Origin of the sequence: Bordetella genomosp. 8 (assembly GCF_002119685.1) — a bacterium.
In the GTDB taxonomy this organism is placed as follows: domain Bacteria; phylum Pseudomonadota; class Gammaproteobacteria; order Burkholderiales; family Burkholderiaceae_B; genus Bordetella_C.
In genome coordinates this window covers 835,657-861,227 of record NZ_CP021108.1, presented here as the reverse complement: position 1 = coordinate 861,227, position 25,571 = coordinate 835,657, and the positions used below count along the sequence as shown (strand labels likewise).

Genomic DNA, 25,571 nt, shown 5'->3' with positions numbered 1-25,571 from the left:
GGAAAGATCCATCATGCGTATCGATGCCCCGGAACTGACGCCCCAGCAGACCTACAAGCTCCTGTCCGGCATCGTGGTGCCCCGCCCCATCGCCTGGATCAGCAGCCTGGGCTCCCATGGCAAGGTGAACCTGGCGCCTTTCAGCTGCTTCACCTTCGTGTCGAACGCCCCGCCGCTGTTGGGCATCAACATCGGCCGCAAGGCGGGCGAACGCAAGGACACGGCGCGCAACATCCTGGCGCAGCGGCATTTCGTGGTGAACATCGCCGACGAAACGCTGCTGGATGCCCTGCATGACAGCGCCGAGGAACATCCGCCGGAAATCAGCGAAGCCGAGCTGCTGGGGCTGGATACCGTGCCCGGCGTCGCGATCGATACGCCGCGCCTGGCCGCCGCGCCCATCAGCATGGAATGCCGGTTCCACAGCGTCACGCCGTACGGCGATACGGGCGCCGAGTTCTTCGTGGGCGAAGTGCTGGTCTTCCATGTCCGCGACGGCCTGGCGCGCGACTGCAAGATAGACACCGAAGCCTTGCGGCCGGTATGCCGCATCGGCGGCCCCAACTATGCATCGCTGGGACCCATCGTCAGCAAGCGCGTCATACGCCAGACGCCGAAATCGGTCATGGCGCCGGAGCCGCCCGACGCGTCGCGGGACCAGCCATGAGCGCGCCGGCCGCCGACGATGCACCGGCGGGCGCGCAGACCGTACGCCGGGCCGTGGCGCTGCTGCGGCTGGTGGCCTGCGGGCAGGAGCGCGGCGTCCGCCTGATCGACCTGGTGCGCATGTCGGGCCTGAACCGCCCGACGGTGCACCGCCTGCTCAAGGCCCTGATCCAGGAAGGCGCGGTGGAGCAGGATCCCGAGACGCGGCGTTACCTGATCGGCCAGGAAGTCACTCTGCTCGGGCTCGCGCGCACCCGCCGCTTTCCGCTGCTTACGCTGGCCGATCCCTACCTGATCGAGTTGGCGCAGCAAGTGGGCGACACCGTGTTCCTGAGCATCCGCCACGGCCACGACTCCATATGCATCGGCCGGCGCACCGGGCATCACCCCATCCAGGTGCTGTCGATCGAGGTCGGCGTCCGCCGGCCGCTGGGCGTGGGCGTATCCGGCGTGGCGCTGCTGGCCAGCCTCCCGGAACAGGAAAGCGATGCCCTGGTCGCCGACAATGCCGCGCGCCTGGCCGTGCTGGGCGAACAACCCCAGGACATCCTGGCGCGCGTCGCCGCCGCCCGCGCCACCGGCATCGCGCACGCGCCCGCCGGCCTGATGCCGGGCACCAGCGCGGTCTCCGTCCCCGTCCCGGGTCCCGGCGGTACCGCGCTGGGCGCGGTGACCGTCACCGCCATGGCCAACCGGCTGACGGCGGACCGCTATGGCGAAGTCGTACGCCTTATGCGCCAGACCGCGCTGGCCATCGCACGCCGGCACCAGGAGCGCTATCCCGGCCATGCCTGGTCCCGCGACGCGCTGGCCGACGACCTGCTGGCGGGCAACACCGAGTCCTGAGCCCGACGTATAGGATCGTTACATCTGGGCGCAGCCCGTGCGCGCCGCCCGCGCCGTTATGGGCCACCATGCGGCCTTGGATTATGACTAGTCATAAATACACCCGGGCCTACCCGGAGGAGGAAGCAGCATATGAGTTTCGACGGATTCGATTCGGCGCGGGTCGCGCGTTTCCAGCGCAAGGTCACCTTGCTATCGGCGGGCGGCACATTTCTCGACGGCTTCGACCTGACCATCGTGGCGGTGGCCTTGCCGCTGATCAAGCAGCAATGGAATGTGCAGGCCGGCGCGCAGAGCCTGCTGGTGTCGTCGGCCATCATCGGTTCTTTCGTCGGCGCCATACTGCTGGGGCGGCTGACCGATCGCTTCGGGCGCAAGGCCATGTACGTGGTGGACCTGCTCGCTTTCGTCATCTTCGCCGCCCTGACCGCGTTGTCCCAGGACATCTGGCAGCTGATCGCCTTCCGCTTCCTGCTGGGGGTAGGCATCGGCGCGGATTATCCGATTTCGGCCACACTGGTTACCGAATTCAGCTCACGCCACCGGCGCGGCCAGCACGGGACTTTTCTGGCGGCCATGTGGTTCGTGGGAGCGGTGGCGGCCTACCTCGTCGGGCTGGCCTGCCTGCCCGCGGGGCCGGCGGCATGGCGCTATATGTTCATGGTCGGCGCGGTGTTCGCACTGGTCATTTTCTTTTTCCGGATCACGCTGCCGGAATCGCCGCGTTGGCTGCAATCGCGCGGACGCGTCGAGGAAGCGCAGGCCATCATGTTGAAGGTCACCGGCGAGCCGGTGGTGCTGGCCCCGGACACGGGACGCAAGGTGGGACTGGCGCAGTTGTTCAGTCCCGCGCTGGCGCGGCGCACGCTGTTCGTATTCGGCTTCTGGTTCTGCTACGCCACCGCCTACTACGGCATCGCCATGTACACGCCCACGCTGATCTCGCCCTTCTCGCATGGCTCGCACCCGGCCACGCTGGTGGGCTCGGGCATCGTCGCCCTGCTTGGCATGATCGGCGCATTCATCGGCATGAAGCTGGTGGACAGCTGGGGGCGCCGGCCGCTGCTGATCACCTCTTTCGCGGGCCTGACCGCGGCGCTGGTGGCGCTGGCCATGAACAGCAACCCCAGCTTCGGTTTCCTGGTGGTGCTGTTCAGCTGCGCCGTGCTGTTCGCCAACTCGGGCGGCGGCATCCTGAATTTCGTCTACCCGACCGAGCTGTTTCCCACCGACATCCGCGCGGGCGCATCCGGCATGGCCACCGGGGTCAGCCGCATCGGTTCCATCCTCGGCGTGCTGGTGTTTCCCAACTTCGTCGCCTGGTGGGGCAACAGCGCCGCGCTGTGGTTCTTCGCGGCGATCGGCGCGCTGGGCCTTATCATTTCCGTGGTCCTGGCGCCCGAAACCAAGGGCACCAGCCTTGAAGAACTGAACCAGGCACACGCATGACCATGACCACATTGATCGCCCAGCTTTCCGATCCGCATATCCGCGAACCGGGACGCCTGGCCTATGGCCGCATCGACACGGCGCCCTATCTGCGGCGCGCCGTGCAGGCCGTCATGACGCTCAAGCAGCGGCCGGACGCGGTGATCCTGACGGGAGACCTGACGGACTTCGGCCGCGCCGAGGAATACGCGCATCTGGCCGAGCTGTTGAGCGGGCTGGGCATGCCGACGTACCTGCTGCCGGGTAACCATGACGACCGCGACCAGCTGCGCCTGAGCTTTCCAGCACACACCTACCTGGGCGACGAGGGCCCGGTGCGCTACGCTGTGAAGATAGGCGGCCTGCGTGTGGTGGCGCTGGACACCAGCGTGGCGGGCCGCAGCGAGGGCGCCATCGGTACCGATCAGCTCGATTGGCTGGAGGCGACGCTTGCAGCCCATGACGACGAGCCCGTCATCGTCGCGCTGCATCACCCGCCCTTCGAGACCTTCATCGGGCATATGGACAAGATCGGCCTGCTGGAAGGCAGCGCGGCGCTGGAAGCCGTGATCGCGCGGCACCCCAACGTCGAGCGCGTGATCTGCGGCCATGACCATCGCGCCATCGAAAAGCGTTTCGGCGGCACCATCGCGACGGTATGCCCCAGTCCCGCGCACCAGGTCTGCCTGGACCTGTCGCCGGACGCGCCGTCGGCCTGGGTGCTGGAGCCTCCGGCCTTCCGGCTGTACGCGCTGGGCCAGGATGGCCGCGTCGTCAGCCATCTGGCGCCCGTCGGCGATTTCGACGGACCGCATCCTTTCCATGAAAGCGGAAAATTGATCGACTGAAGCGGCGAGCGATGCGGACGCGTGCCCGCATCGCGGCGACTCATTCGAACTGGAAGCCGGCCTGCTTGGCGATGGGCGCCCAGAAATCGCGCTCCTTGCGCACACGGGCGGCAAGCTGCGCGTGATCCATGGGTTTCACGATCAGGCCGTTTTCCTGCAATCGCTTCACCAGCGCGGGATCCTGCGCGGCCTTGAGGAACACGCGCTCCAGTGCCGCCGCGGTCTTGTCGGGCAGGCCGGCGGGTGCGAAGACCGCGTAGAAGCTGGTGGCGGCTTCGAATTGCGGAAAGCCCTGCTCCTTGGCCGTCGGCACGTTGGGCAGCGAAGCAAGACGATCCGATCCGCTCAGGCCCAGGAATTTGATCTTCCCGCCCTGATAGAGCGGCATCATGCTGGCCGCGGCATCCCAGCCCATCGACACGCGGTCGCTGGCGACGTCGACCAGCATGGGCGACGCGCCCTTGTAGACCACCGGGGCGATATCCACGCCGATCGCCTTGCCCAGCGCGATCGTGCCCAACTGCCCCGAGCTGCCTTGCGCGGCGAGCCCCACGGTGGCATTGGCCGGGTGCGCCTTGGCCCAGGCGACGTACTCCTTCATATTGCTGTAAGGCTGGCCGGCGCCGGTGACGATGGCGGTGGGAATATCCACCAGCAGCGCGATGGGACGAAAATCCTTGTCGCCGTCATAGCCCAGGTTCTTGTAGGTATGCGGATAGATGGTGAAGGCCGGCGACGTGGCCAGCAGCAGCGTCAGGCCATCGGGCGCGGCGCGCTGCACGTAGCTGTTGGCGATGCGCGTCGATGCCCCGGGCCGGTTGTCGACGATGACTTCCTTGACGCCTTCCTTCGACAACTGTTCGGCGAACGTGCGTGCCGTCAGGTCCGCCGCTCCGCCGGGCGCGAAGCCGACGACGATCTTGATCAAGCCGTCGGGCAAGCCATCGGGCAGTGCCGGCTGTGCGCCCTGGGCATGGGCGCAGGACATAGCCATCGACCACCCCGATACCATCAGCACGGCGGCGCGCAGGAAGCGCGCCGGCTTGGCATGAATGGCTGCGTACTGCTTCATCATTACTCCCACCTCATCGTGTGACCTTCCTGGGGCCGGCCCGCGTCCTGGAACGCCCGCCGGATTTTCTGGGATACTAAGCGCGCCGCGCTTGTATCTACATCGGTACTTACCCATGCGGGCGCGCCAAACCGGGGAAGATATGAGCGACCTGAGCGATACGTCGGCCGTCGAGCTGGGCAAACTGATCAAGGCAAAATCCGTGTCGCCGGTGGAGCTGGTCCGCGCGACACTGGACCGGGCCGAACGCCTGCAGCCTACGCTGAACTGCTTCATCACGCTATGCGGCGACGCCGCCATGGACGCGGCGAAGGCAGCGGAAAGCGAGATCATGGCCGGCCGGTATCGCGGCCCCCTGCACGGCATTCCCTACGCGGCGAAAGACCTGGTCGACACGGCCGGCATACGCACCACCTATGGCACGCTGGCCTACAAGGACCACGTGCCCGCGCAGGACGCCGTGGCCGTCGCGCGGCTGAAGCAGGCGGGCGCCGTCCTGTTCGGCAAGACGACCACGCCGGAATTCGGCAGCCAGTCGATCACGCGATCGCCGCTGTTCGGCGATACGCGCAACGCATGGAGCGCCAGGCACTCCAGCGGGGGATCCAGCGGCGGCGCGGCCGTCGCGGTGGCTACGGGCATCGGCGCCATCGGCATCGCCACGGACGGCGGCGGTTCGACCCGCATTCCGGCGTCGGTGAACGGCGTGGTCGGGCTCAAGCAAAGCCTGGGCGTGGTCCCGCACAGCCAGGCGCAGGACACCTACGGCAACCAGACCTATGTGACGCCCATTTCACGCACCGTGATGGACACCGTCGTCATGCTCGAAGCCATGGCGGGCGCGGATGGCTGCGATCCCTGGTCCATGGGACGCGGCAGTGCCGCGATCATGGACGGGGCGGCGCCCTCCTTGCGCGGTTGCCGGATCAAGTATTGCCTGGCCCCGCGGGGCAAGCTGGTCGAGGCCTCCGTCGAACAGGCGTTCTCCGATGCATTGAAGATCATGGCGGACGCGGGCGCACAGCTGCAAGCCTTCGACGCCGGCGACGAATTCGACGTCGAGCCGATATGGCGCACCGTCAATCACACGGTATGGCGCGCGCGCTTCGGCAAGCTGGTCCAGGAACGACCCGCCGATTTCAGCGCGACCTTCATCCGCCAGATCGAATCCGCCCAGTCATACACGGCGGCCGACTACCAGGAAGCCATGTTCGCCCGCACGCGGCTGTTCCGCCATGTCGAAAGCCTGCTGGCCGACGCGGATATGCTGGTGACGCCGACGCTGCTGCGGCCGGCGCTGCCGCTGGAACAGGACCTGTTCGAGCCTTTCGAGATCGCCGGCCAACGCATCGAAGGCATACGCAGCAACTGGTTCCCCTGGACGATGCCGTTCAACATGACGGGCAATCCCGCCATCAGCCTGCCCAATGGTTTCGACGCGGCCGGGCTGCCGATCGGCATCCAGTTCGTGGGATCGCTGGGCCGCGATGGAGACCTGCTGCGGCGCGCCCTGGCCTTCGAGGCGCTGACGCCGCAGCACTATCGCCAGCCTGCTATTTGAAGAGCGCGCCGGCGTCGCCGCTATCGTTGCCGTAGACGCTGCCGCCGTAGCCGCCCTGCACGTCTATCTTCACCGACGACGGGTCGACCTGCGACTGGTCGCCCTTGTAGTGCATGACCATCGCGGGCATCAGCATGACCATCGCCACCATCAGCAGCTGGATCACGATGAAGGGCACCGACCCCCAGTAGATCTGCCCGGTGGTCACCGGCGCGATCGTGCGGCCCGTGACCTTGTCCTTGTACGGATCCTTGGGCGCGACCGAGCGCAGGTAGAACAGCGCGAAGCCGAAAGGCGGATGCATGAAGGACGTCTGCATGTTCACCGCCAGGATCACGCCGAACCAGATCAGGTCTATGCCCATCTTCTCGGCCACCGGCCCCAGCAGCGGCACGATGATGAAGGCCAGCTCGAAGAAATCCAGGAAGAACGCCAGCACGAAGGTCAGCACGCTGACCACGATCAGGAAGCCCCACTGCCCGCCCGGCAGGCCGGTCAGCAGATGCTCCACCCACAGGTCGCCGTTCACGCCGCGGAAGGTCAGCCCGAACACCGTCGACCCCACCAGGATGAACACCACGAAGCAGGACAGCTTGGTGGTGGTGTCCATGGCCTGCTTCATCAGGTCCAGGGTCAGGCGCTTGCGCGCCAGGGCCATGGCGATGGCGCCGACCGCGCCCATCGCGCCGCCCTCGGTCGGCGTGGCCACGCCGATGAAGATGGTGCCCAGCACCAGGAAGATCAGGAACAGCGGCGGGATCATCACGAAGGTGACGCGTTCGGCCAGCGCCGACAGCAGGCCCAGCCTGAGCGCCTTGTTGACGATGGCGATGACAAAGGCGGTCAGGCCCCACAGCAGCAGGCTGAGCACGATGCGCTCGTCGGCCGGCGCCGTGTCGTTCTCCATCCACTGGCCCAGCGCCCAGGCCACCGTCACCGAGATGATCATCAGCACCAGCAGCGACCGGCCGCCGCGCGTGCCGTTGTCTTCGCGAAAGCGCCGCGCCTCTTCCGGCAGCGCCGGCGCGGACGCGGGCTTGATCACGCACATGATGGCGATGTACACGATGTACAGGCCCGCCAGCACGAAGCCCGGCACCATGGCCGCGCGGTACATGTCGCCGATGGAGCGGCCCAGCTGGTCGGCCAGGATGATCAGCACCAGCGACGGCGGGATGATCTGCGACAGCGTGCCCGAGGCGGCGATCACGCCGCTGGCCAGGCGCCGGTCGTAGCCGTAGCGCAGCATGATGGGCAGCGAGATCAGGCCCATCGAGATGACGGAGGCCGACACCACGCCGGTGGTCGCCGCCAGCATGGCGCCGACGAACACCACGGCAAAGGCCAGGCCGCCGCGCACGGTGCCGAACAGCTGGCCGATGGTCTCCAGCAGGTCCTCGGCCATGCCGGATCGCTCCAGCACCAGGCCCATCAGGGTGAAGAACGGCACCGCCAGCAGCGTGTCGTTGGAGATGATGCCGAAGATGCGCTGCGGCAGGGCCTGGAACAGCGCGGGCGTGAGCAGCCCCAGCTCGATGCCGATCAGGCCGTACAGGATGCCGTTGGCCGCCAGCGCGAAGGCGACGGGAAAGCCCAGCAGCAGGAACACCACCAGGGTGGCGAACATGATGGGGGCGAGGTTGGCGATCAGGAATTCCATTTCAGCGCTCCCCCTTCCGCGTGGCGCCCGTCTCGGCCAAGGCCGCGGCTTCACGCGCCTGTGCCTCGCGGGCGATCTCCTCGGCCAGCTCCTCTTCGGCAGACCGCGCGCCCTCGCGCCTGCCAGGATCGTCGCAGCGGCCCAGCAGGAACCCCACGCACTTGATCAGGTGCGACACCCCCGCCAATACCAGCAGCGCGAAACCCGCCGGTATCAGCAGCTTGACCGGCCAACGCACCAGCCCGCCCGAATTCGACGACTGTTCGTTGGTGACGAAGGAATCGACGAACACCGGCCAGGACAGCACCAGGATCAGCACGCAGGCCGGCAGCAGGAAGAACACCACGCCGAAGATCTCGATCCAGATCTGCTGGCGCCGCGGCAGGCGCGAGGACAGGATGTCCACGCGCACGTGCTCGTTCTTCAGCAGCGTATAGCCCGAGGCCAGCAGGAACATGGCCCCGAACATATACCACTGCAGCTCCAGCCAGGCATTCGAACTGGTGTGCAATACCTTGCGCACCACCGCGTTGCCGGCGCTGACCAGCACCACCAGCAGCGTCACCCAGGTGACCGCGCGGCCCACGCGCAGGTTTATCGCGTCGATCAGACGCGACAGGGCAAGTAGGGATTCCATTGCTGCTCGCTTACTTGCCGCCGTTGTTGCGTCCTATCGTGCCCATGTAGCCGTCGAAGCTGCCGTCCGCCACGCGGAACCACGGGATCTCGTTGTCGCGGAAGGCCACCATGCTCTCGTAGAGCTTCTTGAACATGGGGCTCTTGGCGCTCATTTCCTCGTAGACCTTGAGCGACTCGGCGTAGCACGCGTCCATCACCGGCTTGGGGAAGGCGCGCAACTGCGCGCCATTGGCGATCAGGCGGCGCAGCGCGGCCGGGTTTTCCGCGTCGTACTTGGCGATCATGTCATTGGTCGCCGCGGCGGAGGCCTGCTCCAGCACGGCCTGGTAGTGCTTGGGCAGCTTGTTGTAGGCCTCCTGGTTGACGTACAGCGAGACCTGCAGCGTGCCTTCCCACCAGCCGGGGAAGTAATAGTATTTGGCGACCTTGTTGAAGCCGAGCTTTTCATCGTCGTACGGACCGATCCATTCGGCGCCGTCGATGGTGCCCTTTTCCAGGGCCGGATAGATGTCGCCACCCGCGATCTGCTGGGGAACCACGCCAAGTCGCGACAACACGGCGCCCGCGAAGGCGCTCATGCGGAACTTCAGGCCTTTCAGGTCGTCGACCGACTTGATTTCGTTGCGGAACCAGCCGCCCATCTGGGTCCCGGTATAGCCGCACGGGAAATTCACCACGTTATAGGTCTTGAACAGTTCGCGCAGCAGCTTCAGGCCGTCGCCATGGCGCATCCAGGCGTTCATCTGTCGCGTGTTCAGGCCGAAGGGCACGGCGGCGTCGAAACTCAGGGCCGGGTCCTTGCCGAAGTAGTAGTACGAGGCGCTGTGCCCGCACTCCACCGTTCCGTTCTGCACCCCGTCCAGCACTTGCAGCGCCGGCACGATTTCGCCGGCGGGAAAGGCGCGGATGTTGAACTTGCCGCCAGTGGCTTCGCCGACGTATTTCGCCAGGTTCTCCCCGCCGCTGTAGATGGCATCGGCGCTGCGTGGGAAGCTGGAGGCCAGCCGCCAGTTGATGGTCGGGGATTCCTGGGCGAAGACGGGGGAAGCGAGGGTGGCGCCACCGGCGGCGGCGCCCAGGGTGGCCTTTTTCAGGAAGGAACGGCGTTGCATCGAGGATGTCTCCCGGGTGTAGGAATGAACGGCTTCGGGACGCCGCCCGGGTAAGGCGGGTCCCGATTAGGAATTGTGTACAACAGCTTTCAACAAGCTGTCATTTGGGCCGACATCTTACGGGGGAACAGACTCAACGGGGCTTGCGGATAACCCTTAAAGATCGTTACAGATATGTAGTCCGGTAGGTGCTCAATGACTGATCATCCACGGCCGGCTGTTGGCGAAAGTCTTGCCGCCATCGGCGGTCGTGCGCGTCTTGCCGGGGCGGCGGCCGCCGCCGCAGCAGCTGCAGTTCATGCCGTGCCCGCCCCGCGTACTGCGCGGTTCGCTGGCGTTCCGCTCGTTCATGGCATGGGCCCGGTTGACCGCCGACGACAAGGCGCCCAGCGCGGGCGCGCCGGCCAGGATGCGGTCCGAGGCCGCGCCGCATTCCGGGCAGGGCGACGGATCGCGCCACCGGGCCATGGGTTGCATGGCGGCAAAGTCGCCACATTGCTCGCAGGAGTAGTCGTAAAGTGGCATGGCGCGCTCCGGGACCGTTCAGAGATCGGGCGACAGGGGCATGTCGACCCCGCCGCTCACCGCCTTCACCGGCCCGTTGGCCGAAGGCTGGATGTCGAACTCGAATATCTCGGTCGGCAGCCACAACGTGGCGCAGGCGTTGGGGATGTCCACCACCCCGCTGATGTGCCCCTGCACCGGCGCCGTGCCCAGGATGGAATAGGCCTGCGCGCCCGAGTAGCCGAACTTCTTCAGGTATTCGATGGCATTCAGGCAGGCCTGCCGGTAGGCGATATGCACGTCCAGGTAATGCTGGCCGCCGCCTTCGTCCACGGAAATACCCTCGAAGATCAGGTAGTCCTTGTAGTTGGGCGTGATCGGGCTGGGCTTGAAAATGGGATTCTTGATCCCGTACTTGGCCATGCCGCCCTTGATCAGCGACACGCGCATGTGTATCCAGCCCGCCATTTCGATGGCGCCGCAGAAGGTGATCTCGCCATCGCCCTGCGAAAAGTGCAGGTCGCCCACCGACAGGCCGCCGCCCTTCACATAGACCGGGAAGAACACACGCGATCCGCGCGACAGGTCCTTGATGTCGCAATTGCCGCCGTGTTCGCGCGGCGGTACGGTGCGCGCGCCTTCGGCCGCGGCCTTGTCGCGGCCGGCGCCCTGCAGCTTGCCCATGTGGGCGGTCTGCGGCGACGGGGGGTTCGCCAGCGGCGGCACCCGGGTGGGATTGGTATCGATCAGCGCCTGTTCGCGCTTGTTCCAGGTATCCAGCATGGCCTGGTCGGGCAGGCAGCCGATCAGCCCGGGGTGGATCAGGCCGGCGAAGCGCACGCCGGGCACGTGGCGCGACTTGGTGAACATGCCTTCGAAGTCCCAGATGGACTTCTGCGCCTGCGGGAAATGCTCGGTCAGGAAACCGCCGCCATTGTTCTTGCTGAAGAAGCCGTTGAAGCCCCACAGGCTGTCCGGCTTGGCGCCGATGTCCAGGAAGTCCACCACCAGCAGGTCGCCCGGCTCCGCGCCTTCGACACCCACCGGACCCGACAGGAAATGCACGGTCGACAGGTCGACGTCGCGCACGTCGTCGGCGCTGTCGTCATTCTTGATGGCGCCGCCGGTCCAGTCGTAGGTCTCCAGCACGAAGTCGTCGCCGGGCTTCACCCAGGCGGCCATGGGGATGTCGGGATGCCAGCGGTTGTGGATGTTTTCGTTTTCGTACGGCGACTGCGCGAGATCGACCTTGATCAGGGTTTCGGGCATGGCTTGCTCCTTTGGGTTCTACACGGACAAATAGCGGCTGATGGTCTGCTCGTCGACCTGGTCGCGCACGTCTTCATGCACGAAACGACCCTTGTCGATGACGATCAGGCGGTCGGCGATCTGCATGGTGAAGCTGAGCACCTGCTCGGACACGATGATGGCCAGGTCCTTGAGCTTGCGGATTTCCAGCAGCGTGCGGGCGATGTCCTTGATGATGGACGGCTGTATGCCTTCGGTGGGCTCGTCCAGCATCAGCACCTTGGGGCCGGTGACCAGCGCCCGCGCGATCGCCAATTGTTGCTGCTGGCCGCCGGAAAGATCGCCGCCCCGGCGGCGGCGCATATCGTGCAGCACCGGAAAGAGCGCGAAGACATCGTCGGGAATCGGATCGCGCAACGCCCGGCCCGGCAGCCCGGTGCGAATGTTCTCCTCCACCGTCAGCGTGGGAAAGATCATGCGGCCCTGCGGCACGTAGGCGACGCCGTTGCGCACGCGCTGGAAGCTTTCCATGGCGGTGATGTCCCTGCCATCGACGTCCACCTTGCCCTGCATCGACGGCAACACCCCCATCATGGTCTTGAACAGCGTGGTCTTGCCCATCCCATTGCGGCCCATGATCGCCACGATCTCGCCCTTGGCGACGCTCAGGTCCACGCCATGGATCACGCGGCTTTGGCCGTAGCCGGACACCAGGCCGGAAACATTGAACATGCGGGTTCTCCAGAACGGTCAATGACCCAGATAGACTTCGATGACGCGCGGATCCGACTGCACCTTGTCCATCGGCCCTTCCGCCAGCACCTTGCCCTGGTGCAGCACGGTCACCTTGTGCGCGATGTTCTTCACGAACTCCATGTCGTGCTCGATGACGATCATGGAGCGGTCCTTGCTGATGCGGTTCAGCAATTCGGCGGTCTTTTCGCGTTCGGACACGCTCATGCCGGCCACCGGCTCGTCCAGCATCATCAGCTCGGGCTCCTGCATCAGCAGCATGCCGATCTCCAGCCATTGCTTCTGCCCGTGCGACAGCAGCTCGGCGGATTTCTCCAGCATGTCGGCCAGGAAGATGTCCTCGGCCACCTGCTCCACGCGCTCGATCACGTCGGCCGTGCGGCGAAAGGCCAGCGCGCCGAACACGCTGCGGCCGCGCGGGAAGGACACTTCCAGGTTTTCCCGCACGGTCAGCGTTTCGTAGATGGACGGCGTCTGGAACTTGCGGCCCACGCCGGCGCGCACGATTTCGTGCTCGGCCATGCGGGTCAGCTCGGTGTCCTTGAAGCGGATCGAACCGGATGTGGCCTTGGTGCGGCCGCAGATCAGGTCCAGCACGGTGGTCTTGCCCGCGCCGTTGGGCCCGATGACCACGCGCAGCTCGCCCTTGTCCACGTACAGGTTCAGGTCGTTGACGGCGACGAAGCCATTGAAGGACACGGTAAGTCCTTCGACGTAGAGCGCGAACTCCTGGGCGCCGGCGGGGCGGACATTCATCAGCGGCGGATTCATGCGGCCTCCGTGGGCGATGCGGTTTCCGGGGCGGCCGGATTAGACGCGGCCGCGGTTGCCCGCTGCGCCGCGACGCGGTCGCGCCGGCCCAGGCGCGGCTGCACGTAGCGGGTATAGAGTCCGGCCAGGCCGTTGGGAAAGGCCATGACCACCGCGATGAACAGGCCGCCCATCAGGAACAACCACAACTGCGGGAAACTCTCGGAAAAATAGCTCTTGCCGAAGTTCACCAGCAGCGTGCCGTAGACCGCGCCCAGCAGCGACAGCCGGCCGCCGACCGCCGCGAAGATCACCATCTCGATCGACGGCACGATGCCGACGAAGGACGGCGACATGAAACCCACCTGCAAGGTGAACATCGCCCCGCCGATGGCGGAAAAGACCGCCGCCACGCAGAACACGAAGACCTTGAACCCGGCCACGTCGTAGCCGGAAAACCGCACCCGCTCCTCTTTGTCGCGCATGGCCACCAGCAGCTTGCCCAGCTTGGACGACAGCAGGAAGCGGCCGAACAGCAGGCAGGCGAACAGCAGGACGCCGTTGACGAAATACAGGATCACGCGCGCCGAGTCGGTACGGATGTCCCAGCCCAGCAGCGTCTTCAGGTCGGTGATGCCGTTCACGCCGCCGGTCAGCCCCTGTTGGCCGATGATCAGGACCGACAGGATCAGCGCGATGGCCTGGGTGACGATGGCGAAATAGGTATCGCCGACGCGGCGCTTGAACATCGCCACGCCGATGATCAAGGCCAGCAAGGCCGGCACGATGGGCACCGCGAACAGGGTGAACAGGAAGCTTTTGAACGGCACCCAGAACCACGGCAGCGCCGTGATCTGGTTCCAGTCCATGAAGTCGGGTATCCCCGGCGTCGACTGGATCTTGGTGGCTTCCACCGTGGACGCCTCCAGCTTCAGGAACATGGCCATGCAATAGCCGCCGATGCCGAAGAACACCCCCTGCCCCAGGCTCAGGATGCCGCCGTAGCCCCAGCACAGCACCAGGCCCAGCGCCACGAAGGCATAGGTCAGGTATTTGCCGACCAGATTCAGGCGGAAGCCATCCAGCACCACCGGGAACACGATGAAGATCAGCGCCGCCAGGACGGCCAGGCCCACCAGGCCCTGGCGCCCGCCCAATACATTCTTGTAGATGAGTTTCACGTTCGATCTCCCGGCGGCCTACTTGCGTACCTTGATCGTGAACAGGCCCTGCGGACGCAGCATCAGGATGATGACCACGGCCGACAAGGTCAGCACCTTGGCCATGGAGCCCGTCAGGAAGAACTCCGATACCGACTGCGTCTGGGCGATCACGAAAGCCGAGGCGATGGTGCCGTAGAGGCTGGCGGCGCCGCCGAAGACCACCGTCAGGAAGGTATCGACGATGTACAGCGATCCGCTGGTCGGCCCGGTTGAACCGATGGTGGTGAAGGCCGCGCCGGCGATGCCCGCGATGCCGCACCCCAGCGCGAACGTCATGCGGTCGACCTTCTTGGTATCGATGCCCACCGCGCCGCTCATCACCCGGTTCTGCACCGTGGCGCGCACGTGCAGGCCCCAACTGGAGCGGAACAGCGCGAACAGCAGGGCCACGGTCAGGATCACGGTGATGGACATCACCACCAGGCCATTGATCGGGATGTCGACGCCGGTCAGCGGCTGCACCGACCCCATCAGCCAGTCCGGCAGGGTCGGACTGACTTCACGCGGGCCGAAGATGGACCGCAGCGCCTGCTGCATCACCAGCGACAGGCCCCAGGTCGCCAGCAGGGTATCCAGCGGCCGGCGGTACAGGTGGCGGATCATCAGCCATTCCACCAGCCAGCCCAGCGCGAAAGTCGCCACGAAGGCCGCGGCGATCGCCACGAAAAAGTAATAGGGCATGGCGCCCGGCGCGTATTGCTGGGTCAGTTCCGAAAACAGGTAGGTGGTATAGGCGCCCACCGCCAGGAACTCGCCGTGCGCCATGTTGATGACGCCCATCTGCCCGAAGATGATGGCCAGCCCCAAGGCCATCAGCAGGAGGACACTGAACACGGACAGGCCATTGAAGCCCTGCATCAAAAGGATCGCGCCTAGATCGGAAAAGGATTCCATGGCCTGGACCTGTTCAAGTTGAAGGGGAAAAAGGGCTGCTTATTGATAGCCCTCGGGGAAGGGATCCGGCTTGATCAGGTCGGGCGTCTCGTACACCACGTCGAACTGGCCATCCTTGCGGATCTGTCCCACGCGGGTACGGCTCCACAGGTGATGGTTCGGGTCGACCTTGACGTAGCCTTCCGGCGCCTGCTTGAACTCCAGGTTGGGCGATGCGGCCACCACCTTGTCGACGTCGAAGCTCTGCGCCTTTTCCACGGCCATCTTCCACAGCCACGGCCCCAGGTAGGCCGCCTGCGTCACGTCGCCGATCACCGCGTTGGGTCCGTACTTGGCCTTGAAGGCGGCGACGAACTTCTTGTTGTTCTCGTTGGTCAGGCTCTGGAAGTACTTCATGCACGACCAGAAGCCTTCGGCGTTTTCACCGCCGATACCGAGCAGTTCGTCCTCGGTCACCGAAATCGTCAGCAGCTTCTGCTTCTGCGACGTCACGCCGGCGGCCTTCAACTGCTTGTAGAAGGACACGTTGCTGCCGCCCACCACGTCGGCGAAGACGACGTCGGGCTTTTTCAGCTTGATCTTGTTGATCAGCGAGCCGAACTGGGTGTGGCCCAGCGGGTAGTATTCCTCGCCCACGACCTCGCCCTTGAGCACGTTCTCGATGTGCTTGCGGGCGATCTTGTTGGAGGTGCGGGGCCAGATGTAGTCGGAGCCGACCAGGTAGAAGGTCTTGGCCTTCTTCTCCTTGGCCAGCCAGTTCAGGCTGGCCAGGATCTGCTGCGTGGCTTCCTGGCCGGTGTAGAACACGTTCTTGGACTGCTCCAGGCCTTCGTAGAAGGTGGGGTAGTACAGCAGGCCGTTTTCCTTTTCGAACACCGGCAGCACCGCCTTGCGCGACGCCGACGTCCAGCAGCCGAACACCGTGGCCACCTTGTCGCTGACCAGCAGTTTGCGGGCTTTCTCCGCGAAGGTCGGCCAATCGGACGCGCCGTCTTCCTGGATGATCTTGATCTGCCGGCCCAGGATGCCGCCCATGGCGTTGATCTGCTCGATGGCCAGGCGCTCGGCCTGGATGGAGCCCGTTTCGCTGATGGCCATGGTGCCGGTGGCCGAATGCAATTGCCCCACCGTCACTTCCGTGTCGGTAATGGCCAGTCCCGTGGTGTTGACGGCGGACGTCGCCGGTCCCGCGGCGCGGCCGAGCGCGGGAATGCCGATCAGCGGCAGCGCGGCCAGCGCCAGCGCCGCGCGGCGCCGCGAGGGCGACGCAAGGTCTTGTTCGTATGGGGGTTTGCGGGACATCGGATGCTCCTTGCGGATGGATCGCTTCAGGGGAAACCCGATGCCGCGAACGCTATCTTGCGCTGCCGCAATCCGGGGGTTCGATGCGATACTAGGAGCCCGTATCGCAGTGCAACATACGTTGATTGACGTAGTGGCTGTTACCTTCCCAGCAGGTACAAACACGGCATACGTCAATTGACGCATACCGGAGACCTTAAGCGTGGATGCCGGCGCACCTCAACGCATCGTCAAGATACGGCGCGACTACAACACCTGGGTGGCCAACGAGACCCTGGAAGACTACGCGTTGCGGTTCACGCCGCTGTCGTTTCGCAAATGGTCGGAGTTCCGCGTCGCCAATACGGCGATCGGCGCCCTGTCCTTCCTGGCCCTGGAAGCAATAGGCGGCACGCTGGCGCTGAACTACGGCTTCGTCAATGCCTTCTGGGCCATCGTGGCCGTAGCCGTGCTGGTGTTCTTCACGGGCCTGCCCATCGCGTACTACGCGGCGCGGCATGGGCTGGACATGGACCTGCTGACGCGCGGCGCGGGCTTCGGCTATATCGGCTCGACCATCACGTCGCTGATCTACGCGTCCTTCACCTTCATATTCTTCGCGCTCGAAGCCGCCATCATGGCGCTGGCCATCGAGGTCTGCACGGGCCTGCCGCTGTGGCTGGGATACATGGCATGCGCCATCGTGATCATCCCTTTGGTGACCTACGGCATCACGCTGGTGAACCGGCTGCAATCGTGGACGCAGCCGGTGTGGCTGCTACTGCTGGTGCTGCCCTACGCTTTCATCCTGTACAAGGATCCGGACGCCCTGCGCGGGCTGATGGATTTCGCCGGCCGCCATGGCGGCACCGGCGCGGGACGGCCTGGCGGCTTCGACCTGCTGATGTTCGGCGCGGGCGCGGCGGTGGCCGCATCGCTGATCACCCAGATCGGCGAGCAGGTCGATTTCCTGCGCTTCCTGCCGGAGAAGACCGCCGCCAACCGCGCGCGCTGGTGGACGGCCCTGCTCTGCGCCGGCCCCGGCTGGATCGTGCCGGGCGCGGCCAAGATGCTGGGCGGCGCCTTCCTGGCCTGGCTGGCGCTGGAACATGGCATCCCCGCCGCCAAGGCCGCCGACCCGACGAAGATGTACCTGCACGCCTTCGGCTACGTGTTCGCGAACCCCGGGCTGGCGCTGGCGGCGATGACGCTGTTCGTCGTCATCTCGCAGGTGAAGATCAACGTGACGAACGCCTATGCCGGGTCGCTGGCGTGGTCGAACTTCTTCGCGCGCATCACGCACAGCCATCCCGGCCGGGTCGTGTGGCTGGTCTTCAACGTGCTGATCGCCATCGGGCTGATGGAAATGGGCGTGTTCGATGCGCTCGAACACGTGCTGGCCGTGTTCGCGCACGTGGCGATCGCCTGGATAGGGTCGCTGGTCGCGGACCTGGTCATCAACAAACCCCTGGGGCTGAGCCCGCGCGGCATCGAATTCCGGCGCGCCTACCTGTACGACATCAACCCCGTGGGCGTAGGCGGCATGCTGATTTCGATGGCGATCGCGTTTACCGCCTATAGCGGGGTGGCCGGCGCCGCCGCGCAGGCGCTGTCGCCCTTCATCACCTTGCTGGCCGCCTTCATCGCCGCGCCGGCGATCGCCTGGGCGACGCGCGGCCGCTATTACCTGGCCCGCCAGCCGCAGGACCTGCGCGCCCACGGCGCCGGCCTGACCTGCGTGATCTGCGCCAAGCCCTTCGAAGCGCAGGACATGGCGCATTGCCCGGCCTACAACGGCGCCATCTGCTCCCTGTGCTGCACGCTCGACGCACGCTGCCAGGACCGCTGCAAGACGGAAGCGCGCCTGCAGGACCAGCTGGGCGCGGCGCTGCGGCGGATACTGCCGGGCGCCGCCACGCCCCTGTTCCATAACCGCCTGGCGCATTACCTGGTGGTGATCGGCATGATAGGCGGGCTCTTCGCGGCCATCCTGGCGCTGATCTATTACCAGGAAGCCGTGACCTTCGGCCAGGTCGGCGCCGACACCACGGTGCTGCGGGCCACCTTTCTCAAGCTGTTCGCCGCGCTGCTGCTGGTGGGAGGCGTGGCGGCATGGTGGCTGGTGTTGACCAACGAAAGCCGCCAGGTCGCGCAGGAAGAATCGGACCGCCAGACCAACCTGCTGCTGCACGAGATCGAGGCCCACCGCCAGACCGACGCCCAGCTGCAGAAAGCCAAGGAAGCCGCCGAGGCCGCCAACCTGGCCAAGAGCCGCTTCATGGGCGGCATGAGCCACGAACTTCGCGCGCCCCTGAACAGCATCCTGGGCTATGCGCAGATCCTGCAGCGCGACGCCGCCATTCCCCCGCCCCGCCGCGAGGCCATCGACGTCATCCACCGCAGCGGCAAGCACCTGATCGGCCTGATCGACGGCCTGCTGGATATCGCCCGCATCGAGGCCGGCAAGCTGCGCCTGGAAAACGCCGAGCTGCGCCTGCCGGAATTCCTGGAACAGATCGTCAAGATGTTCCAGCCGCAGACCGCGCTCAAGGGCCTGCGCTTCGACTACGAGGTGGCGACCAACCTGCCGAAGATCGTCCACATCGACGAGAAGCGGCTGCGGCAGATCCTGATCAATCTGATGAGCAATGCGGTCAAGTTCACCCGCATCGGCCATGTGGCGCTGCGCGTGCGCTACGCCGCCGACATGGTGCAGATGGAGGTCGAGGACAGCGGCGCCGGCATTCCGCCGGAGGACCTGGAGCGGATCTTCATGCCCTTCGAACGCAGCTGGGCGGCCGCGGACCAGGCCGATACGGGCACGGGACTGGGACTGACCATCTGCCGCATGCTGACGGGCATCATGGGCGGCGAGCTCACGGTGCGCAGCGAGGTCGGGCGCGGCAGCGCCTTCACGCTCAAGCTGTTCCTGCCGGAGGTGCGATCGCCGCGCAGCGATATGCGGCCGGCGGGCGCCATTGTCGGCTATGCGGGCGAGCGCCGCGCGGTGCTGGTGGTGGACGACCAGCCTTCGCAACGCCGCATCCTGCGCGACATGCTGGAGCCATTGGGCTTCGACGTCCTTGAGGCGGGCAATGGGCAGGAGTGCCTGGCCTGCGTGCACACGCTGCGGCCGGCGCTGATCCTGATGGACGTCTCCATGCCCGGCCTGGCGGGATGGGAGGTCTGCCGCCTGCTGCGCGACCAGGGCGTCGGCGTGCCGGTGATCATCGTCTCGGCGAACGCCTATGGCGTGGACCCGAAGGAGGCCGTGCAATGCGGGCTGACCGACTGGCTGGTCAAGCCGGTCGTGCTGGAAGAACTGCTGGCGAAGATCGGCCTGCACCTGCGGCTGGAGTGGATCGTGCGTCCCGCCGCGACGCCGGCCCAACCCACCGCCGACGCGCTGCGCGGCGTGGCGCTGGACCGCGAGGACGCGGAATCGCTGCTGGAATTGGGCGCGATGGGCTATATCAAGGGCATTTTCGCCCGGCTGGACGAGATCCGCGCACGCGCCCCGCACACGGCGCCCCTCATCGATCACCTGGCCGCGCTGGCGCAGGACTTCCGCCTCGCCGAGTACAACGCCTTGCTCAAGGAACATCTACAGCACCATGTCGCCGCCGTCCGCTAACAACCTGGTCCTGCTCGTGGACGATACCCCGGACAACCTCAAGATGCTGTCCGAGGCGCTGGACCACGCCGGCTATATGGTGATCGTCGCCACCGACGGCCACTCCGCCCTGGAGCGGCTGGATTTCGTGGTGCCGGACATCGTGCTGCTGGACGCGGTCATGCCGGGCATGGACGGCTTCGAGACCTGCCGCCGCATCAAGGCCCACCCCACCGCCGGCCACGTTCCCGTGGTGTTCATGACGGGCCTGACCGAGCCCGAAGACGTGGTGCGGGGCTTCCAGGCAGGCGGCATCGATTATGTCGTCAAGCCGCTGGACACCAATGTCGTGCTGGCCCGGCTGCAAGCCCATTTGCGCAACGCCCGCATGATGTCGGTCGCCATCAATGCCATGGATGCGGTGGCCAATGCCGTCGTGGTCCTGGACGACGCTGGCGCGGTCACGTGGATGACCGCCAAGGCGCGGATGTGGCTGACGGAGTTCTTTGGCGACGACGCCGATGGCCTGCCGGCGCCGGTGTCGAAATGGATCGCCCAGCATCTCGCGGGCGCGGCCCTGCCCGCGGGAGGCGGGGGCGACGTGGCGGACGCGGGCGCCACGGCCGCCGAGGAAGCGCCCACCTTCGTGCGCCAGACGGGCGAGCGCGAACTGCGCATCCGGCTGACGGCGTCCCGCAAGCCCGGCGAGCACGTGCTGTTGATGGACGAGCGCTGCGCCCCGCCGCCGCCGGCTTCCTCGCTGGCCGTGGCGTATCAGCTCACGGCCAGGGAGAACGAAGTCCTGCTTTGGCTTGCCAAGGGCAAGACCAACCGGGACATCAGCGACATCCTCGGCATGAGCCCGCGCACGGTGAACAAGCATCTGGAGCACGTATACGTAAAGCTGGGCGTGGAAACCCGCGCCGCGGCGACCGCGCTGGTCCTGACCCATATGCATGGGCAGGCATAGCCGCGAACCGGCTGCGCTGCGCCGCCAGCCCAGCCGCCGGCCACACTGGCGCCAGCGTCTCTAGTCTTTCGCGGCGTCCAGAAGAAAATCCCGCAGCAGACGGGCGCTCGGCCCGATTCGTCTGGCATGCAACAGGAAGATATCCAACGGCGGCGTTTCGACGTCCGGCAACAGGCGCACCAGGTCGCCGGCGGCGAGCGCGGCCGCGGCGTCGTAGGCCGGTAGCCGGGCAATGCCTTCCCCGGCCAGCACGAAAGCCAGGCGGGATGCCGCGCTGTCGGTGACGATATCGCCCTGAACCGGGACGTCGACACGACCCTGCTTCGTCCGCACCGCGACGGATCGCTGGCTGGGCGGATAAATGACCCAGCGATGCTGCGCCAGATCCGCGACCGTGTCCGGCGTTCCATGCCGGCGCAGATAGCCGGGTGAGGCGCACAGCATCGTGGTCTCCCGCACCCACGCACGCGCCACCAGGTCCGAGTCCGGCAACGGACCCGCCCGCACCGCCAGCTCCACACCCGCCTGCACCAGATCGACATTGGCGTCGCTCATCGACATGTGCAGGCGTATTGCGGGATAACGCCTGCGAAACTCCACCAAGGCGGGAAGGACGCGCTTATGGCCGAAGTGATGGGAACAGGTCAGGCGGACTTCGCCGCGCGGTTCGGCACGCAGCAACTCCATGCCGCGGATGCCGTCGGAAGCCTCATCCAGCAAGCGTTCGCAGTGCACGCGGAACGCGTCGCCCGCCGGAGTCAGGCTGAAACTCCGCGTGCTTCGCTGCGCCAGGGGCACGCCCAGCCGTAGCTCCAGCGCACGCACATGGTGGCTGACCACTGCCCGGGTCAGGCCGAGCGAGCGGGCCGCGGCCGCGAAGCTGCCGCAGCGGACGACCGTCGCGAAGACTGCCATCGCGCGCAGCTCGTCGAGTATCGGCGACGTACCGCTCATGCCATTCCCCACGTGCATCGTGACCGAGCATTGTCCAATTTTATAATCCAATACGTCAATCCGAGCGGTGCTACCGGGCGAACGGCGATTTATCTAAAGTGCCTTCATTCCCCGAAGCACGGGGCTACGTTCAACCAGACAGGAGCCTGCCATGACCGTTCGACATGTACTTTTCGTTGTGACAAACGCCGCGGAGATCGGCCCCAACCATCGCGCCACCGGATTCTTCTTTCCGGAGATCGCCCACCCCTTCGAAGCGCTCGACCAGGCTGGCATCGCCGTGGAATACGCGTCGCTGTCGGGCGGAAAGCCGCCGGAAGACGGCTTCGACGCCAACGACGCCGTGCAGGCCGCCTTCCGGGAAAGCAAGTCGTACCGCCGCATGGCGCACAGCAGGAAGCTTTCCGAAGTGGACGTACTGGACTACGACGCCATCTTCTTTCCCGGCGGATTGGGCCCCATGGTCGATATCGCCCGCAATCCGGAGATCCAGGATGCCGTGCAGCGCGCCTGGAATGGCGGCAAGATCGTCGCAGCCGTGTGCCACGGCCCCGCCGCGCTGCTGGGCGTCACCCTGCCCGATGGCAGCCCCCTCGTTCGCGGCCGCCGGCTGGCGTCATTCTCGACGGCCGAGGAAGACGGCTACGCCAGAAGCGACGTGCCGTTCGATCTGGAAAGCGCATTGCGCGCGGAAGGCGCCATCCACGAATCGGTCGAACCGTGGCAGCCCAAGCTGGTAGTCGATGGGCGGTTGATCACTGGCCAGAATCCCGCATCGGGCGGCCTGGTCGGGGAAGCCATCGCCCAGGCACTGCGCCAGCAGGCCTGATGGCGGCAGCGGGCCGGCCATCCTGGCCGGGAGAAGAGCCGGGCATCGCAATGCGCGCCCCGGCTCACCCCTGGATGCCAGACGCCGCGACGGTCAGACCTGCGCCATGCCGCCGTCGACGAACAGTTCGATGCCGTTGACGAAGCTGGACGCGTCGGAAGCCAGGAAGGCCACCGCCTTGCCGACCTCTTCAGGCTCGCCCAGGCGTCCCAGCGGTATCTGTGAGGCCAGGTAGTCGAACAGGCCCTGGCGCCCCTCATCAGGAACCAGGCCGCCCAAGCCTGGCGTGCGGACAGGACCCGGGCTGACGACGTTGACGCGGATGCCCCGATCCTTCAGATCCAGCGCCCAGGAACGGGCGAAGTTGCGCACCGCCGCCTTGCTGGCGCTGTAGACGCTGAAGTTGGCCGTGCCCATCACGGCAGCCGTGGAAGACGTCAGGATCACCGACGCGCCATCGACCAGCAGGGGCAGCGCCTTCTGCACGGTGAAGAGCACGCCGCGCACGTTGGTGCCGAAGATGCGGTCGAAGTGTTCCTCGGTGATCGCACCCAGCGGCAGCATGTCGCCGCCGCCGGCATTGGCGAACAGGATGTCCAGCCTGCCGGCCGTCCTGGCGATCTGCGCATAGACCGCATCAAGGTCGGACAGGACGGACGCATCCGCGCGGATGGCGGTGGCGGCCGGGCCTATCGCCGCCACCGCGGCGTCCAGCTCGGCCTGGCGCCGGCCGGTGATGAAGACACGCGCGCCTTGCGCGGCCAATTCCTGGGCCGCCGCCAGGCCGATACCCGTGCTGCCGCCGGTGACCAGGGCGATCTTTCCGTTCAGTTGCTTGCTCATGACTTTGCTCCATTCTGCTGGTTACAGGAGGCCCTGACCGCGCGCTTTTTCGCGCTTTCCGACGCGATTCGCGATCGGCAGGTCGTCAGGCCATGGAGAGACTGTAGGGGCTTCGTATTTATGGAACAATGGAGAACAATGGAATCACTATCCATGCACGTGGATAATCAAAATGGATCAGCTCCTTGCCATACGCGCATTCGCCCGGGTCGTGGAAGCCGGCAACTTCACGCGGGCGGCCGACTCTATCGACATGCCCAATGCCACTTTGAGCAAGCTGGTACAGGATCTGGAGGCGCATCTCGGCGTCAAGCTGCTGCAGCGGACCACCCGCCGCGTCACCGTCACGCCGGAAGGCCAGGACTACTACGCGAAGACCGCGCGCCTGCTCAATGACCTGGAAGACGTCGACGCCTCCTTCAACGCAGCACATGGCAAACCGCGCGGCCGCCTGCGTATCGACGTCGGCGGGTCCACCGCTCGCGACGTGCTGATCCCCTTGCTGCCGGATTTCATTGCCCGCTATCCGGAAATCCGGATCGAACTGGGTGTATCCGACCGCTCCATCGACCTGATCGGCGACAACGTCGACTGCGTCATTCGCGGCGGCGTACCGAACAACGCAACGCTGGTCGCGCGCCCTGTCGGCCACGCCGTGATGGTGACCTGCGCATCGCCGGCCTACTTGAAGCAGTACGGCGTCCCCGCCTATCCGCTGGAATTGCAGAACGGGCACCGGCTGGTCAACTACATCTCCACCCAGAACAACCGCGCCGTCCCCTTTCGATTCAGGCATAACGGCGAGAAAACCGAGATCAAGGGGGAGCACCAGGTGGGCGTGAACGAAAGCAATGCCCACCTGGCGGCCTGCCTGGCGGGCCTGGGGATCATCCAGACATTCACCTACGCCGCCGGCCCGGCCCTGCGCAGCGGCGCGTTGGTGGAAATACTGGAAAAGTGGCGGCCGCCTCCCTACCCTTTTTCGGTCATCTATCCGCAGAACCGCTACGTCGCCCGGCGCCTGCGCGTATTCATCGACTGGCTGGTGGAGGTATTCCCGTCGAAACTGGCGGACGGCGCAGGCGCATAGCGCGCGTGCAGCGTGTCCGCACCTGCCGTTCGAATTTCACTGTATTCACGGATTTCAGCATTTGCTGAAATTACCGTATTCAGTGAAATTCCTGACTTTTTTACTCGAACCGCAGCGCGCGCTCGCCGCTGCGTGTCAGGCGCAGCGCGCGGCTGTCCAGTTGCTTTTCGACCCACCGGCGCGCCACGAAATGGGCCAGCAGGGCGTCGCCCAGGGCGCCGCCGATGTGGGGTTTGCGGGCGCTCCAGTCCAGGCAGGGGTGGGCGAAGCTGCGGCGCGTCGTGCGGATGGCCTCGATGTCCATGCCTATCCCTTCCAGGTAGGTCGAGCCGGCTGGCGTCAGGACGTATTGGCCCGAGCGGTTGCGCAGGTAGCCGCGCGCCAGGAAGGCGTCGTGGATGCGGACGGCGACCGTGCCGGCCATATGCTTGTAGCAGGTGCGCGCCTCGCGCAGCGCCGGCGGCGTGGTCGGTGTGTAGGGCGTGGCCTTGACGCCGGCGATCACCAGCAGCGACTCCAGCGCGCCGGCGACTTCGGGGCTGGCCAGGCGGTAGTAGCGGTGCTTGCCCTGCGTGGCCTGTTCCACCAGGCCCTGTTCGCGCAAGCGCGTGAAGTGGCTGCTGGCGGTCGATGCGCCGATCTCGGCCACCGCCGCGAGTTCGGTCGCGGTGCGCGCGTGTCCGTCGAGCAGGCTGCACAGCATGCGGGCGCGCACCGGATCGCCGATCGCGGCGGCGATGGCCGCCAACTGGACGTCGGCCGTCGCGGCGCCGGCGTCCGCATTCGG

23 protein-coding genes are annotated in these 25,571 nt (G+C 66.1%); 9 read left to right on the top strand and 14 right to left on the bottom strand.

Annotated elements, in window-relative coordinates:
• Positions 1–13: 13 nt before the first annotated feature.
• The 4 genes from CAL12_RS03865 to CAL12_RS03850 all read left to right on the top strand — a co-directional run bounded on the left by CAL12_RS03865 (position 14) and on the right by CAL12_RS03850 (position 3,788).
• Positions 14–667, top strand: a complete 654-nt coding sequence (locus CAL12_RS03865; RefSeq protein WP_086063277.1) for a flavin reductase family protein — start codon at positions 14–16, stop codon at positions 665–667.
• Positions 664–1,512, top strand: a complete 849-nt coding sequence (locus CAL12_RS03860) for an IclR family transcriptional regulator (RefSeq protein ID WP_086063276.1) — start codon at positions 664–666, stop codon at positions 1,510–1,512. The genes CAL12_RS03865 and CAL12_RS03860 overlap by 4 nt, the downstream gene beginning before the upstream one ends.
• Positions 1,513–1,644: 132 nt before the next feature.
• Positions 1,645–2,961 carry an MFS transporter gene (locus tag CAL12_RS03855; protein WP_086063275.1) on the top strand — a complete coding sequence of 439 codons (1,317 nt, stop codon included), beginning with the start codon at positions 1,645–1,647 and terminating at the stop codon, positions 2,959–2,961.
• A gap of 2 nt (positions 2,962–2,963) precedes the next feature.
• Positions 2,964–3,788: a phosphodiesterase gene (locus tag CAL12_RS03850; RefSeq protein WP_086067663.1), complete on the top strand. Its 825-nt coding sequence runs from the start codon at positions 2,964–2,966 to the stop codon at positions 3,786–3,788.
• 40 nt (positions 3,789–3,828) lie between these two features.
• Here CAL12_RS03850 and CAL12_RS03845 read toward each other — a convergent pair whose 3' ends face one another.
• Positions 3,829–4,863 (bottom strand): Bug family tripartite tricarboxylate transporter substrate binding protein, encoded by a 1,035-nt coding sequence (locus tag CAL12_RS03845; RefSeq protein ID WP_232464699.1) that lies wholly within the window; start codon positions 4,861–4,863, stop codon positions 3,829–3,831.
• Positions 4,864–5,002: 139 nt separating this feature from the next.
• Here CAL12_RS03845 and CAL12_RS03840 point away from each other — a divergent pair, with 139 nt between their 5' ends.
• Entirely contained in the window at positions 5,003–6,421 is a 1,419-nt protein-coding gene (locus CAL12_RS03840) for an amidase (protein ID WP_086063274.1), read from the top strand.
• Here CAL12_RS03840 and CAL12_RS03835 read toward each other — a convergent pair.
• The 10 genes from CAL12_RS03835 to urtA form a co-directional block, all read right to left on the bottom strand.
• On the bottom strand, positions 6,414–8,081 hold the full coding sequence (locus tag CAL12_RS03835) for a TRAP transporter large permease (protein ID WP_086063273.1): 1,668 nt from the start codon (positions 8,079–8,081) through the stop codon (positions 6,414–6,416). The genes CAL12_RS03840 and CAL12_RS03835 overlap by 8 nt on opposite strands.
• A gap of 1 nt (position 8,082) precedes the next feature.
• Positions 8,083–8,718 (bottom strand): TRAP transporter small permease subunit, encoded by a 636-nt coding sequence (locus CAL12_RS03830; protein ID WP_086063272.1) that lies wholly within the window; start codon positions 8,716–8,718, stop codon positions 8,083–8,085.
• Between the two features lie 10 nt (positions 8,719–8,728).
• Positions 8,729–9,832 carry a TRAP transporter substrate-binding protein gene (locus CAL12_RS03825; protein WP_086063271.1) on the bottom strand — a complete coding sequence of 368 codons (1,104 nt, stop codon included), beginning with the start codon at positions 9,830–9,832 and terminating at the stop codon, positions 8,729–8,731.
• Positions 9,833–10,024: 192 nt separating this feature from the next.
• Positions 10,025–10,357: a zinc ribbon domain-containing protein gene (locus CAL12_RS03820; RefSeq protein ID WP_086063270.1), complete on the bottom strand. Its 333-nt coding sequence runs from the start codon at positions 10,355–10,357 to the stop codon at positions 10,025–10,027.
• A gap of 18 nt (positions 10,358–10,375) precedes the next feature.
• The gene (gene fmdA / locus CAL12_RS03815) at positions 10,376–11,605 is read right to left on the bottom strand and encodes a formamidase (RefSeq protein WP_086063269.1); all 1,230 of its coding nucleotides are present in this window, start codon (positions 11,603–11,605) and stop codon (positions 10,376–10,378) included.
• Positions 11,606–11,623: 18 nt separating this feature from the next.
• Complete coding sequence (gene urtE / locus CAL12_RS03810) at positions 11,624–12,316, bottom strand: urea ABC transporter ATP-binding subunit UrtE (RefSeq protein ID WP_086063268.1); 693 nt, start codon at positions 12,314–12,316, stop codon at positions 11,624–11,626.
• Positions 12,317–12,334: 18 nt separating this feature from the next.
• Positions 12,335–13,108, bottom strand: a complete 774-nt coding sequence (gene urtD / locus CAL12_RS03805) for an urea ABC transporter ATP-binding protein UrtD (protein ID WP_232464698.1) — start codon at positions 13,106–13,108, stop codon at positions 12,335–12,337.
• Positions 13,105–14,268 carry an urea ABC transporter permease subunit UrtC gene (urtC, locus tag CAL12_RS03800; RefSeq protein WP_086063267.1) on the bottom strand — a complete coding sequence of 388 codons (1,164 nt, stop codon included), beginning with the start codon at positions 14,266–14,268 and terminating at the stop codon, positions 13,105–13,107. The genes urtD and urtC overlap by 4 nt, the downstream gene beginning before the upstream one ends.
• 18 nt (positions 14,269–14,286) lie before the next feature.
• Positions 14,287–15,204: an urea ABC transporter permease subunit UrtB gene (gene urtB / locus CAL12_RS03795; protein ID WP_086063266.1), complete on the bottom strand. Its 918-nt coding sequence runs from the start codon at positions 15,202–15,204 to the stop codon at positions 14,287–14,289.
• 39 nt (positions 15,205–15,243) lie between these two features.
• Positions 15,244–16,506 (bottom strand): urea ABC transporter substrate-binding protein, encoded by a 1,263-nt coding sequence (gene urtA, locus CAL12_RS03790; RefSeq protein WP_086063265.1) that lies wholly within the window; start codon positions 16,504–16,506, stop codon positions 15,244–15,246.
• Positions 16,507–16,708: 202 nt separating this feature from the next.
• Here urtA and CAL12_RS03785 point away from each other — a divergent pair, with 202 nt between their 5' ends.
• A complete protein-coding gene (locus tag CAL12_RS03785; protein ID WP_086063264.1) occupies positions 16,709–20,119 on the top strand; it encodes an ATP-binding protein in 3,411 nt (1,136 codons plus the stop codon).
• The gene (locus CAL12_RS03780; RefSeq protein ID WP_086063263.1) at positions 20,100–21,068 is read left to right on the top strand and encodes a response regulator transcription factor; all 969 of its coding nucleotides are present in this window, start codon (positions 20,100–20,102) and stop codon (positions 21,066–21,068) included. The genes CAL12_RS03785 and CAL12_RS03780 overlap by 20 nt, the downstream gene beginning before the upstream one ends.
• 60 nt (positions 21,069–21,128) lie before the next feature.
• Here the strand turns inward: CAL12_RS03780 and CAL12_RS03775 are convergent, their stop codons facing one another.
• Positions 21,129–22,022: a LysR family transcriptional regulator gene (locus CAL12_RS03775; RefSeq protein ID WP_086067660.1), complete on the bottom strand. Its 894-nt coding sequence runs from the start codon at positions 22,020–22,022 to the stop codon at positions 21,129–21,131.
• Positions 22,023–22,173: 151 nt separating this feature from the next.
• On the opposite strand from CAL12_RS03775, the gene CAL12_RS03770 reads away from it, so the two are divergent.
• On the top strand, positions 22,174–22,851 hold the full coding sequence (locus CAL12_RS03770) for a type 1 glutamine amidotransferase domain-containing protein (RefSeq protein ID WP_086063262.1): 678 nt from the start codon (positions 22,174–22,176) through the stop codon (positions 22,849–22,851).
• A gap of 93 nt (positions 22,852–22,944) precedes the next feature.
• Here CAL12_RS03770 and CAL12_RS03765 read toward each other — a convergent pair whose 3' ends face one another.
• A complete protein-coding gene (locus tag CAL12_RS03765; RefSeq protein ID WP_086063261.1) occupies positions 22,945–23,694 on the bottom strand; it encodes a glucose 1-dehydrogenase in 750 nt (249 codons plus the stop codon).
• A gap of 172 nt (positions 23,695–23,866) precedes the next feature.
• On the opposite strand from CAL12_RS03765, the gene CAL12_RS03760 reads away from it, so the two are divergent.
• Positions 23,867–24,784 (top strand): LysR family transcriptional regulator, encoded by a 918-nt coding sequence (locus CAL12_RS03760; RefSeq protein WP_086063260.1) that lies wholly within the window; start codon positions 23,867–23,869, stop codon positions 24,782–24,784.
• A gap of 100 nt (positions 24,785–24,884) precedes the next feature.
• On the opposite strand, the gene CAL12_RS03755 is transcribed toward CAL12_RS03760, so the two are convergent.
• On the bottom strand, positions 24,885–25,532 hold the full coding sequence (locus CAL12_RS03755) for an ArsR/SmtB family transcription factor (RefSeq protein ID WP_269768437.1): 648 nt from the start codon (positions 25,530–25,532) through the stop codon (positions 24,885–24,887).
• Positions 25,533–25,571: the final 39 nt, after the last annotated feature.